At 34.4% G+C, this 13,883-nt stretch carries 9 protein-coding genes; 1 reads left to right on the forward strand and 8 read right to left on the reverse strand.

All coding sequences use genetic code 11. The annotated features are described in order from the left end of the window. Window positions 1-24 precede the first annotated feature (24 nt). Both ABD011_RS13225 and ABD011_RS13230 read right to left on the reverse strand, forming a co-directional pair. Window positions 25-600: a YdeI/OmpD-associated family protein gene (locus ABD011_RS13225; RefSeq protein WP_343799247.1), complete on the reverse strand. Its 576-nt coding sequence runs from the start codon at window positions 598-600 to the stop codon at window positions 25-27. A 25-nt stretch (window positions 601-625) separates the two neighbouring features. Then, window positions 626-2,836 carry a bifunctional alpha,alpha-trehalose-phosphate synthase (UDP-forming)/trehalose-phosphatase gene (locus tag ABD011_RS13230; RefSeq protein WP_343798988.1) on the reverse strand — a complete coding sequence of 737 codons (2,211 nt, stop codon included), beginning with the start codon at window positions 2,834-2,836 and terminating at the stop codon, window positions 626-628. Window positions 2,837-2,922: 86 nt separating this feature from the next. Here ABD011_RS13230 and ABD011_RS13235 point away from each other — a divergent pair, with 86 nt between their 5' ends. After that, window positions 2,923-4,725 carry a glycoside hydrolase family 15 protein gene (locus ABD011_RS13235; protein ID WP_343798990.1) on the forward strand — a complete coding sequence of 601 codons (1,803 nt, stop codon included), beginning with the start codon at window positions 2,923-2,925 and terminating at the stop codon, window positions 4,723-4,725. 2 nt (window positions 4,726-4,727) lie between these two features. On the opposite strand, the gene ABD011_RS13240 is transcribed toward ABD011_RS13235, so the two are convergent. The 6 genes from ABD011_RS13240 to ABD011_RS13265 form a co-directional block, all read right to left on the reverse strand. Beyond that, a complete protein-coding gene (locus tag ABD011_RS13240; RefSeq protein ID WP_343798992.1) occupies window positions 4,728-6,026 on the reverse strand; it encodes a DUF6265 family protein in 1,299 nt (432 codons plus the stop codon). Between the two features lie 83 nt (window positions 6,027-6,109). After that, complete coding sequence (locus tag ABD011_RS13245; RefSeq protein WP_343798994.1) at window positions 6,110-7,912, reverse strand: acyl-CoA dehydrogenase family protein; 1,803 nt, start codon at window positions 7,910-7,912, stop codon at window positions 6,110-6,112. 23 nt (window positions 7,913-7,935) lie between these two features. Continuing rightward, on the reverse strand, window positions 7,936-9,126 hold the full coding sequence (locus tag ABD011_RS13250) for an acetyl-CoA C-acyltransferase (protein ID WP_129761281.1): 1,191 nt from the start codon (window positions 9,124-9,126) through the stop codon (window positions 7,936-7,938). Window positions 9,127-9,132: 6 nt separating this feature from the next. Further along, a complete protein-coding gene (locus ABD011_RS13255; RefSeq protein WP_343798996.1) occupies window positions 9,133-11,541 on the reverse strand; it encodes a 3-hydroxyacyl-CoA dehydrogenase/enoyl-CoA hydratase family protein in 2,409 nt (802 codons plus the stop codon). Window positions 11,542-11,553: 12 nt separating this feature from the next. Further along, window positions 11,554-11,997, reverse strand: a complete 444-nt coding sequence (locus ABD011_RS13260) for a MarR family winged helix-turn-helix transcriptional regulator (protein WP_129761284.1) — start codon at window positions 11,995-11,997, stop codon at window positions 11,554-11,556. A 115-nt stretch (window positions 11,998-12,112) separates the two neighbouring features. Continuing rightward, a complete protein-coding gene (locus ABD011_RS13265) occupies window positions 12,113-13,882 on the reverse strand; it encodes an AMP-dependent synthetase/ligase (protein ID WP_262733058.1) in 1,770 nt (589 codons plus the stop codon). Window position 13,883: the final 1 nt, after the last annotated feature.

The following is a 13,883-nucleotide window of genomic DNA, read 5'->3' on the forward strand; positions in this document are numbered from 1 at the left end:
GCTAGAGTTAAAGTTACTAAAATATTACCTACTACTTCTTGATTTTATGTTTTTACTACACAATTCAATAATTTCAGAGATTCGTTTTATTCTTGTAGCTTCTCGTTTAGCTTGATTGAGCCAATACAAATATCCTTTTTTGTATGATGGAGCAAAGTTTTGGTAGTTGGTAAATGCTGTTTTGTTTGCATTGAAAGCAATTTGTAAATCTTCAGGGATAATACCATTTTCAACATCATCGAGTACAGACCAACTTCCGTTTTCTTTTGCTATTTCAATAGTTTTATGACCTGCATCATGCATTAAATTTTCAGTAATTAGATCAACTATATAACGCTTGTTTAAAGCGCTCCAAACACTTTTAGGGTTACGAGGTGAAAAATATTGTCTGCGTTTTCCGTTACCAAGACTTTTAACTGTAGAATCTATCCAACCATAACAAAGGGCTACTTTTACAGCTTCTTCCCATCGCATACTTTCATTTTCGTGTTCTACTTTGTAGAAAATAAGATAAATGCCTTTGGATAGTGAATGGTTTTTATGAAGCCATGTTCTCCATTCTTTGTCGGTCTTGAAATAATGTTCTTCTATTTCTTTAATTGGTTTTTAGATTTAAGTGTTGTTATTATTTTGTGAATTTACGCAACAAAGTTCTTACTTCATCAGTATCTTTAACATAATATCTGGCTTTGGTTTTTTTGAAACCTACTTTTACAGTATATGCTGATTCTGGAAGTTCTTCAAACATGTATTCGTCTGTCCAGTCATCACCTATTGAAAATATAAAATCATAAGACTTCTCGTTAAGCAATCTTAGTGCTGCTCTGCCTTTGTTAACGTTACTGCTTTTTATTTCAATAACCTTGTTGCCTTTGAGAACTGTTAAGTTATCGTTGGAAATTAAACTGGTTAATACAGTATTTAGTTCTATAGTTCTTATTTGAGCTAATTCAGGATCTGCTTTACGATAATGCCATGCAAGAGAATATTTTTTCTTTTCAATAAATGTACCTGGAGTTCTATCGACAAAAGTTTCTAATATAGGTTGAATATTTGCCATCCAATCATTCTTTAAATGCTCGAGCGCTTCCCAATTGGTATGTTGTTTTTTTAACCAAACACCATGATCGGTAATTAATGTATAACTTTTTTTACTGAACCATTCGTTAAATGTATCTTGGTCTCTACCACTAATAATTACTACATCAGTGTTTTCTTGTTGATCGATGGTATCTAGGAGTTCAAAAAGCTCAGCATCAGGTTTAGCATCTTTTGGGTCGTTTTTAAAACCAGCTAATGTACCATCGTAATCTAAGAGTAGTAGTTTGCTAGAAGCGGAATTGTAATCAGATAACATTTTCTTTTGAAGCGCATCGTCCAGTCGTGTAGAAACCATTACTGTATCCTTGATTTTTGTAGCGTTTAATGATTTCATAAACTCATCTGCCCATTTTTCAACTGTATAACGTTTTAATCGCTTTTGTAGAATTTTCATACGCTTACTTTGTTCTTCGGTAGGCATTTCAATAGCTTGCTTTAAAGTGTCGGCTATTTCTTCAAAATTATTAGGATTGATAAGTAAAGCCTCATTCATTTCTTTTGAAGCTCCAGCCATTTCACTTAAAATAAGCACACCATCTTCATTTGTTCTTGTAGCAACATACTCTTTAGCTACTAAATTCATCCCATCTCTTACAGGTGTAATTAATGCAATATCTGAAGAGGTGTAAAGATCTATAAGGTTTTCAAAAGGCATTGAGCGGTAAAAATACCAAATAGGAGTCCAGCTTACTGTGGCAAACTCACCATTAATTCTACCAACAAGTTCATCAGTATCACGTTTTAGTTTTTGATATTGAGGAACATTGGAACGCGAAGGAACTGCAAGCATTATGAGGCGTACTTTTTCTTTAAATTGAGGGTATTTGTTTAAAAAGTACTCAAAAGCTCTTAGCCTGTTTGGGATACCTTTGGTGTAATCCAACCTATCAATTGAGAGTACCATTTTAGCATTAGAAGTAGACTGAATGTGGTTGTCTAGTCTTCGTTGTAATTCCGATTTTTCTTTGGGATTTTGATTGGTATGCGTTAATGCAGCATCATGAAATTTGTTGTAATCAATTCCCATAGGAAACGAATCTACTGTTACAACTCTGTCATGATAATTTATTTTATTGAACTTTACATCTAGCCTTAATATTCGTTTTACCGAACTTAAAAAATGACGTTCATAGTCATAAGTATGGAATCCAAGCAAATCCGCACCTAACATACCTTCAAGCAATTGTTCTCTCCATGGGAAAGTTCTAAAAATTTCATACGATGGGTAAGGTATGTGTAAAAAGAAACCTATAGTCGTATTAGGCTTTTTGTCTTTAATAAGTTTTGGTAATAGTAAAAGTTGATAATCATGCACCCAAACATTGTCACCATCTTCAATATGCTCTAAAACTACGTCAGCAAATTTTTGATTCACCTCTTGGTAAGATTCCCATTGGTCTTTTTCAAATTCGGTGTATTCCATAAAATAATGAAACAAAGGCCAAAGTGTTTTGTTACTAAACCCAAAATAGAAGTTTTCTACATCTTGTTCGTTTAATGAAACGGCGACGCATTTTTCTTTTTTTACAGCTTCGTCAACCTTTTTTTTAGTGGAGCTATCTATCTCTTCTTCAGTGAGTCCAGACCAGCCAACCCAAATTCCATTGCCTTCAGCATGTACCGATTTCATTCCTGTGGCTAATCCGCCAACACTAGGTGTGATTTTTAAAGAATTGTCGTTTTCAAGTTTAATTTGAAGTGGTAATCTATTGGAAACAATTATTGTTTTACTCATAATTATGGTTAAGATAATAGGTTTTAAAGTGTATTTTGTTAATTTAATGAAAAATTAAGTGTTAACCATACCTAAAGCAGTATTTAATGGATAATTTAGATTACGGTATTATTGGAAATTGTAGAAGTGCAGCATTAATTTCAAAAAAAGGAGCTATAGAATGGTGTTGTTTGCCAGAGTTTGATTCGTCTTCGGTTTTTGCAAAAATTCTGGATGAAAAAATAGGAGGAAGCTTTGATATTTTAGTAGATGAGAGTTTTTCTATAACTCAGGATTATATTGAAAACACTACTATTTTAGTTACTAAATTCAGTAACGGAATTGACACTTTTGAGGTGCACGATTTTATGCCTCGATACTACAAGCCTAATGGTGATTACCAATCTCCACCAGAAATTATTAGGTATTTTAAGCATATTTCAGGGAAACCAACATTTAAGGTTAATTACAACCCTAAACTAGAGTATGCTAAAGGAAAGACTGAAATGTATGTGAAAGACCATTTTATAGTAAGCCTAACCTATGGTGAAAAGTTTGATACTTTATTTTTATATACCAATTTTGATAAACAAAAAGTGGTTAATGGTGGTGAAATTGAATTAACTGCTGATGGATATTTTCTCTTAGGTTATAACGAAAAAGTGTTTGAGACTACTGTGGATAGTATCTTTTTGGAACACCAACGTACTAAAGTGTATTGGTTAAACTGGATGGATAGAACACCAACCTACAAGCTATACCAAAAGCAAATAGCTAGAAGCGCTATGACTTTAAAGTTGCTCACATATGATAAAACTGGAGCAGTTTTAGCTGCAGCTACAACCTCATTGCCTGAAACTATTGGAGAAGTTAGAAATTGGGATTACCGTTTTTGCTGGATTCGAGATGCATCAATGGTAATTAAAGTGGTTTCAAAATTAGGACATAAAAATATAGCTAAACGCTACTTAAAATTCATAATCGATTTAATACCTGATAAAGATGAAAAACTTCAGATTATGTATGGTATTAATAAAGAGAAAAAACTTACCGAATTTTCATTAGACCATTTAAGCGGTTATAAAAACTCAAGTCCTGTAAGGGTAGGTAATGCAGCTTACAAACAAAAGCAGAATGACATTTATGGTATTTTGATGGATGTAATTCACCAACAGTTTGTAAACTTTTCAATGGATATTGAAAATACCGAAGAGTTATGGACAATTACTAAAGGTATTGTTTGGGTTGTTAACAAGCACTGGCGAGAAGCTGATAAAGGTATTTGGGAATTTAGAGCAGAAGATAGACATTTCACATTTTCAAAAGTACTGTGTTGGGTAGCAGTTGATAAAGCAATTAAAGTTGCTAAGTTACTTAACAAGACTAATAAAATTATGAAGTGGAAGCTTATAGAATCTGAAATACGAGAAGATATAATGCAAAACGCTTGGAATAACGATGTAAAAGCCTTTACGCAATCTTATGGTTCGTCAGATTTGGATGCATCTGTATTGCTAATGGAACCTTATGGATTTATTGATGCTAGAGATCCTAAATATGTAAGTACAGTAAATGCTATTGAAAGAGAGTTGAGTAATGATGGTTTATTATATCGATATAAAAACAAAGACGATTTTGGGTTGCCATCGTCGTCATTTACAATATGTACGTTTTGGTTTATAAATAGTTTATACAAAATAGGAGAGGTGCAAAAAGCCAAAAAACTATTTGATAAACTATTGTCTTATAGTAATCATCTAGGGTTGTTTAGCGAAGATATAGACTTTAAAACCAAACGACTTTTAGGTAATTTTCCACAAGCGTATTCGCATTTAGCGTTAATTGAAACAGCAATTAACCTATCTAACATCACAGAGCAGGAACGTGTTATGGATACAATACTTAAATAAAATTACTTTTTATAGTTGAATTTTACGACTTCTATTGAACCATCTTTTTGGTGAATGTCAACATAAACATTCATTTCATTGTCAGAGATGCGTTCAAAGGTCATGCCTTCAAAAATCACTTTGTTTGGTGTGATCTCTTTTAGAGGGAAATCTACAGTTTCATCCTTGGTTTCCCAACCTCGTAATTGGCTATCAAAATGTTTAAGCTGAAGGATTAAGCTGTTTTCAACCTCTCTAATAATTTCAATTTCGTAAAACGAAACTTTGTTGTCGTTAATTAATTTAAACGTCGCCATCATTGAGCCACCTGATGGTTTGCTCCAGTTTTCTTCTGTAATTCCACCAAACGCTTCCCCTTTCCAATTGCCAGCTATCCAAGCACAATTTTCTAATTTTGGCTCGAGCTTTGTTTCAGTGTTTACAGGAATTTCTGCTTGAGTAGTTTCAGCAGCAATTAATAATTTGGTAGCTTCAGGATTGGTTGTTAGTCTTGTAATAGTTGTAATTCCGTAGGAAGATAAATCAGTTACGGTCTTCCAATTGTTGTCTTTGTTTAATGTGAATTTTTGTAAACTACTTCCTTTACCTGAAAGAATAGTTATATGATTAAGCCAACAAATGTCCTCAACACCCTCAATGGTGTTTGCAATGGTTTTTATAGCTCCTGTTTTTGGGTTTAAAGATTTAATTTTCCATTGGGTTTCATCCTCTTTTGAAATAAAGCTTACTAAGTTTGAATCTGGAATTTTATGAAACGAACGACCAACATTTGTTGCGTATTTTTTTGAAATACCTTTATTAACGTCAGTAACATAAAGGTTTAATTCGGTGTCTTCAATAACAGCAGATACAATTGTGTTTTCATCATACCATGTGTAATAAGCAACTACAAGGTCTTTGATTATTTCAGTAGATTCTGAAGTTTTTAAGCTGTACGCATATAAACGCTGTTTGCCATCAGGATCTAATCTTACTGCTGAAACTGCATCTTTATTCGGAATTTTTAAAGGTGTGTACTCTCCACCTTCTGTAAAGTTTAACCACGTTTTGGAACCATAGTTTGTATGATATTTTATAATGTCTGTTTGACCATTTCTGTTTGAAGAAAATAAAATATAGTCATTGTTCATAAAAGAAGGTTGGTTGTCATAACCTTCATTATTAGAAATGTTTTTTCCTGATGTTACACTAATATTAGAACTTGGAGATTCAATGTTGAATAAAAATATTTCGGTGTCTTGTTGAGGAAAAGCAAAAGCAGATAGCAAAAAAGTAACACTTAATAAGACAATTTTTTTCATGGATTCAGTAATTGATTTTTAAAGGTAATAAAAAAGTCGGCTATAATTAGCCGACTTTTCAACATTTGAACTAGCCTATTGTTTTAAAAACAATATTTATTTTCTGCTTTTACTTTTTCAGCAATTGTATTTCTTAGCTCAACTACATTAGGGTAGTTTGCGTATTTTGTAAAACGTTTTAAGCCCATAAGCATTGCTTTTTGCTCGTCACCGTCAGCAAAGGATACAATACCTTCTAAACCATTTTTCTTAACAAGTTCAACAGCATTGAACAAATACAATTTAGCCATTGCTATTTGTTCTTTTTGCTTGTCTTCACCAAAACGTTTAACGTTTTTCTCAGTTCTTAAAATTGTTGACTCTGCCATATATATTTCAATTAAAATATTAGAAGCAGCCATCATTAATTGTTGATGCTTTTCTAAGTCTGGTCCATATTTTTGAACTGCAGCACCAGCAACCATTAAGAATACTTTTTTAAGTTTAGCAATCATTTCTTTTTCTTCTGAAAATAACACAGAATAATCTGGCATATCAAAAGAAGGAATACCCATTAATTCATCTTTTACAGCCATTGCAGGACCTAATAAGTCGACATGACCTTTCATAGCTTTTTTAACTAACATTCCTACTGAAAGCATACGGTTAATTTCGTTTGTACCTTCGTAAATACGAGCAATACGAGCATCTCTCCAAGCAGCTTCCATAGGTGTTTCTTCAGAGAATCCCATACCACCAAAAATTTGGATACCTTCATCTGCACAACTTTGTACGTCTTCAGAAACAGCAACTTTTAAGATAGAACACTCAATAGCATATTCCTCAACACCTTTAAGTTCTGCTTCTTGATGACTATTGCCTTGAGACATTCTTATAGCTATACGGTCTTCAATATTTTTTGCAGCTCTGTAACACGCAGATTCACCAGTATAGGCATTAGTAGCCATTTCAGCTAATTTAGATTTTATGGCTCCAAATTCAGCTATAGGTGTTTTAAATTGCTTACGTTCAGTTGCATATTGCACACCACTTGTGGTTATACGTCGTTGTGAATCTAAACAAGCAGCAGCTAATTTAATACGACCTACGTTTAAGGCATTCATAGCAATTTTAAAACCGTTACCACGCTCTGACAACATGTTTTCTACTGGTACTTTTGTGTCGTTAAAAAATACTTGACGAGTAGAACTTGCACGAATACCAAGCTTGTGCTCTTCTTCACCTAAAGTAATACCATTTTCAGGGTTGTTTTCAACAATAAATCCTGTAATGTATTTATCGTCCTCAATACGAGCAAACACAATGAAAAGGTCACAGAATCCAGCATTTGAAATCCACATTTTTTGACCATTGATGATATAATGTTTACCATCATCGGACAATTTAGCGGTAGTTTTACCAGAGTTAGCATCACTTCCGGCACCTGGTTCGGTTAAGCAGTATGCTCCGAACCATTCACCAGAAGCCAACTTTGGCACATATTTTTGTTTTTGTTCTTCAGTTCCATAAAGAGTAATAGGCATGGTTCCAATTCCAGTATGCGCACCAAAAGCAGTACTAAAAGATCCTGTGCCACTAGAAATGTAATCGCATACTAGCATAGTAGAAACAAATCCCATTCCCATTCCGCCATATTCTTCAGGAACAGCAACGCTTAAAAATCCCATTTCACCAGCTTTTCTCATACATTCTTCAGTTAAAGCATAGTCTTTAGCTTCAAATCGAGCTTTGTTAGGGATAATTTCTCGGTCGTTAAATTCAATTACCGATTCCTTCATCATTTGTTGTTCTTCTGAAAAATCTTCAGGAGTAAAAATGTCTTCACAGCTAGTTTCTTTAACTAAGAATTGACCACCTCGTAAAATATCTTTTTCTGTTGCTTCCATTACAGTATATTGTTTAAATAAGTTTAGTTTAAAAATTCAAAAATTCCGCAAGCACCTTGTCCTGTACCAACACACATGGTTACAGCTCCATATTTACCTGCCATATTGCGTTTGCGCATTTCATCAAACAGTTGAACTGAAAGTTTAGTTCCAGTACAACCTAATGGATGACCGAGTGCAATAGCACCACCATTAACATTAACAAGGTCTGGGTTTAACCCAAGTTCGCGAATAACAGCAATAGATTGCGATGCGAAAGCTTCGTTAAGCTCAATAAGTTCTAAATCGTTTTGTTTCAAATTTGCTTGAGCTAATGCCTTTGGAATAGCTTTTACTGGACCAATTCCCATAATACGAGGTTCAACACCAGCAGCAGCATAACTTACTAATCGTGCAATAGGCTTTAAACCTAATTCGTTAACCATGTCTTCGCTCATTACCATTACAAAAGCAGCACCATCACTCATTTGCGATGAGTTTCCAGCGGTTACGCTTCCGCCTTGAGCGAAAACAGGACGAAGTTTAGCTAAAGCCTCTAGGTTTGTACCTTTTCTTGGGCCTTCATCTTTATTTACTGTATAAGTTTTGGTTGCTTTTTTACCGTTTTCGTCAATGTATGTTTGCTCTACATTAATAGGAACAATTTGATCTTGAAAACGGTCTTCAGCTTGCGCTTTTAAGGCTTTCATGTGAGAATTGTATGCAAACTCATCTTGATCTTCACGAGAGACTTTAAACTGGTTTGCAACAGCCTCTGCAGTATTTCCCATTCCCCAATAATAATCTTCATGACCAGCTTTTACGGTGTCGTAATTTAATTCTGGTTTGAAACCTGTCATAGGTACTGCACTCATACTTTCAGCTCCACCTGCAATAATACAATCGGCCATTCCTGCTTGTATTTTGGCAGTAGCCATACCAATGGTTTCTATTCCTGAAGAACAAAAACGGTTTACGGTAACACCAGGAACATCTACAATATCTAATCCCATTAATGAAATTAAACGTGCCATGTTTAGTCCTTGTGCACCTTCAGGCATAGCGTTACCAACGATAACATCGTCAATACGTTTTGGGTCAAGGTTGGGCAGTTCTTTCATCATGTATTTGATGGTTTCTGCTGCCAGTTCATCGGTTCTTTTAAAGCGGAACAGTCCTTTTGGTGCCTTGCCAACGGCTGTTCTATATGCTTTTACTATATATGCTGTTTTCATGTTTTCTTAGTTTCTTAAAGGTTTCCCTGTTTTTAGCATGTGCTGAATACGCTCAAGTGTTTTACGTTCGGTACAAAGACTTAAAAATGCTTCACGTTCTAGGTCTAATAAATACTGCTCGCTTACAGCTGTAGGTTCACTTAAATCACCACCAGCCATTACGTAAGCTAACTTATTAGCGATTTTTTGGTCGTGTTCACTTATGTAGTTACTTGCCTCCATAGAGTCAGTACCTACTAAGAACATACCTAGCGCTTGTTTACCTAACACCTTAACGTCTTTACGTTTTATAGGTTGTGTGTAACCTTGTTCTGCCATTAATTTAGCATAGGCTTTTGCAGTTGCTATTTGTCGATCTTTATTCACAACAACAACATCTTTTCCTTTTTGAAGTATGCCTAAATCAAAAGCTTCGTAAGCTGAAGTTGATACTTTAGCCATACCAATTGTTAAGAAATATTCTTGAAGTACGTTAAGTTTTACATCGCCTTTGTGGAATAAATCAGATGCTCTTAAAGCCATTTCTTTAGAGCCTCCACCACCAGGAATTACACCTACACCAAACTCTACAAGTCCAATGTAAGTTTCAGCTGCAGCCACAACTTTATCAGCGTGAAGCGATAATTCGCAACCACCACCAAGTGTCATACCATGAGGTGCAGCAACGGTTGGAATAGCCGAGTAGCGCATACGCATCATGGTGTCTTGGAAGTATTTGATAGCCATGTTCAACTCGTCATATTCTTGTTCTACAGCCATCATGAAAATCATACCAATATTGGCACCAACTGAAAAATTTGCAGCTTGATTACCAATAACTAATCCTTGGAAATCTTTTTCAGCTAAATCAACTGCTTTGTTCAATCCTGCAAGTACGTCACCACCAATGGTGTTCATCTTACTTTGGAATTCGCAGTTTAATATACCATCTCCTAAATCTTCAATAACAACACCAGTATTTTTGAATACTTCTTTAGATTTTCTGATGTTATCTAAAATGATAAATGCATCTTGACCAGGTATTTTGGTTTGTGTTTTTGAAGGAATATCATAGAAATACGAAGCTCCATCTTTTACTGTATAGAACGATTTACTACCAGAAGCCAACATGTCGTTTACCCATGAAGCTGGTTCTAAACCTTCAGCCTTCATAATTTCCAAACCTTTTTCTACACCAATAGCATCCCAAATTTGAAATGGACCATGTTCCCAACCAAAACCAGCTTTCATAGCATCATCAATCTTGTAGAGTTCATCGGTAATTTCAGGAATTCTATTAGAAACGTAGGCAAACATAGCAGCGAAATTTTTACGATAAAAATCACCTGCTTTATCTTTTCCGTCAACTAGAATTGGAAAGCGGTCTATAACTTTATCTACTGTTTTGGTAAGTTCTAAAGTGGCAAATTTTGCTGATTTTTTCGATCTGTATTCAAGTGTATCAAGATCTAATGATAAAATTTCGCTTTTACCATTATCGTCTTTTACTTTTTTATAAAACCCTTGACCTGTTTTGCTTCCTAACCATTTGTTTTCCATCATGGTGCTGATGAAATCTGGTAATTTAAACAGTTCATGAGCTTCATCGTTAGGACAATTGTCATAAATACCGTTTGCAACATGTACCAAAGTATCTAATCCAACCACATCAACAGTACGGAAAGTAGCCGATTTTGGTCTTCCAATAACAGGACCAGTTAATTTATCAACTTCTTCAATAGTTAAACCCAAATCTTTTACTTGATGGAATAACGATTGTATACCAAAAATACCAATACGGTTTCCAATAAAAGCAGGTGTATCTTTCGCTACCACTGAAGTTTTACCTAAGTATTGTTCGCCATAACCATTTAAGAAATCAAGAACATCTTGCGATGTTTTTGGTCCTGGAATAATTTCGAATAATTTTAAGTAACGTGCTGGATTAAAAAAGTGCGTTCCGCAGAAATGTGCTTGAAAATCATCGCTTCTGCCTTCACTCATAAACTTAATAGGAATACCAGACGTGTTGGAAGTAATCAAAGTTCCTGGTTTACGATGTTTGTCAAGCGTTTCAAACACTTTCTTTTTAATATCTAAGCGCTCTACAACCACCTCAATAATCCAATCTACATCAGCAACTTTTGCAATATCATCTTCTAAATTACCAGTAGTAATTCTGCTTGCAAAATTTTGATGATAAATAGGAGAGGGTTTTGATTTTAAAGCGGTTTGTAACGAGGTGTTTACCAAACGGTTTCTAACCACTTTGTCTTCTAGTGTTAAACCTTTAGCTTTTTCGGCATCGGTAAGTTCTCTAGGAACGATGTCTAACAGTAGTACTTCCACACCAATATTGGCAAAGTGGCAAGCAATACCACTACCCATTATTCCGGATCCGATAACTGCTACTTTATTAATAATTCGTTTACTCATTATTATATATTGTTATTTGTCTTGTTTGTATATTTTTTTGTTTGAAATCATATCGTTAATCAACTCAGCAACTTCATAAAAGTGATTGATTTTTTCTTGTGTGATATTTTCTCTAATAGCTTCGTTAAAGGTTAGTACCTTTTCGCGAGAGTAGGCTCTTTTTTCTCTACCAAACTCTGTGAGATGAATTAATACACCACGACCATCTTCTGGGTTTGGTTTGCGCTCAATTAAACCACGAGTTTCCATAGTTTTTAATATTCTGGATAATGAAGTAGCTTCCATTCCCATTTTTGGGCCTAATGAGGTTGAAGGCGTTCCTTTTTCAGGGTCAATGCTTAATAGGGTAAAACCTGTAGCCATTGTGCTTTCAAACTTAGAGGCTTCTTCGTTATACATTTTGTTTACTGCTAACCATGTGGTTCGCAATACGTAATCGATGGTTTTGTCTTTCATTCAAAAATTTTAAACTTTTCAAATATAATAAAATTTATTATGCATGCATAATAAATAATGATAATTTAACATAAAAAAACACCTTGTATTAAGGTGTTTGTAATTTTAAGGCTTATTAATTGTAGATTTTATCGTAAAGATCCTTATGAATGTTTTTGATGACATCTCGTTTCATTTTCATAGTAGGAGTGAGATGACCACTATCAATTGACCAAATAACTGGTGTTAATTCAAAACGTTTTATCTGTTCCCATTTACCAAAATGCTTGTTGCAATTGTCAACTTCTTTTTGAATTCTATTTATAACTTCTTCTGAAGCACAAATAGCTTCGGGAGAATTTTCTATATTTTTCTTTTTACGTTCTATCCATTCAGAAACAAACTCAAAGTTAGGTTGAATAAATGCAGCTGGCATTTTTTCGCCTTCACCTATAACCATTGCTTGTTCAATAAAACGGGATTGTTTTAAGTACCCTTCTAAAAGAGGTGGAATAATATATTTACCACCTGAGGTTTTAAACATTTCTTTTTTGCGACCAGTAATTTTAAGGAAGCCTTCAGGGTCTATTTCACCTTTGTCTCCTGTATGAAAATAGTCGTCAGTCATTACACTAGCTGTTTTTTCTGGATCTTTATAGTAACCCATCATAACGTTGGGTCCTTTTATTAAAACTTCTCCATCATCAGCAATTTTAACTTCAACGTTATCTATTGGTATGCCTACACTACCAACTTTAAACATATTATCTGCGTATTTACCAACCGACACAACTGGCGAAGTTTCAGTAAGTCCGTAACCTTCCATGACTTGCATTCCTGCGGCACAAAAAATTCTTGTTAACCTAGGTTGAAGTGGAGCACTACCAGACACCATTGTGCTTAAAGTTCCGCCAAGAGCTTCTTGCCATTTGCTGAAAATTAATTTGCGAGCAATACTTAATTTAAATTCATACCAAAAGCCATTTTGTTTATAAGGTTTCCATTGCTCGCCAAGTTCAACAGCCCAATAAAATAGTTTTTGCTTGATGCCTGAAAGATCTTCGGCTTTAGCCATAATTTTATCGTATACTTTTTCAAGTAAACGCGGAACAACACTCATAAGGTGAGGTTTTATTTCTTTAGCATTATCACCAATTTTATCTAAACCTTCGGCAAAGTAAATGGAGGTTCCAGCATATTGATAAATGTATATGAGTACGCGCTCAAAAATATGGCAAATAGGTAGGAAACTTAAAATTCTAGTTTCTCCTTTTATGATGGGTAATCTTTTAGAGGAGTCTAATGCATTACTAGTAATATTCCAATGAGACAGCATAACTCCTTTAGGTCTTCCTGTAGTACCAGAGGTGTATATAATAGTTGCTAAGTCTTCAGGTTTTACTGAGTTTTTTCTGGCTTCAACTTCTTCTTGATTACTTGTGTCTTTACCTAGCTCTAATAATTCAGAATAATGCTTGCAACCTTTAATGTGATTAAAAGAATATACGTCTTTTAGCTTAGTGTTTCCTATTACTTTATTTACTTTTTCTAAAACTTCTTCGTCTGATACAAAGCAATAAATAGACTCACTATGGTTTAATACATATTCATAATCCTCAGCAGAAATTGTTGGGTAAATAGGAATATTTTGCGCACCTAATTGTAGTACTCCAATATCAACAATGTTCCATTCCGTTCGGTTGGTTGAAGATATTACAGCTATTTTATCGTTTTTTTGTATACCAAGTTTTAAAAGTGCTCTACTTAGTGCATTGGCTTTGTCAATATATTCTTGAGTAGATGTTGCAATCCATTCACCATCATATTTTGTCACCAAAGCTTTTTCAAGGCTATTGTTTTCCAATTGATAGTATGGAAAGTCGAAGAGTCTAGTAATTTCTGTCATT

It is taken from the genome of Gaetbulibacter jejuensis (assembly GCF_039524015.1).
In the GTDB taxonomy this organism is placed as follows: Bacteria; Bacteroidota; Bacteroidia; order Flavobacteriales; family Flavobacteriaceae; genus Gaetbulibacter_B; species Gaetbulibacter_B jejuensis.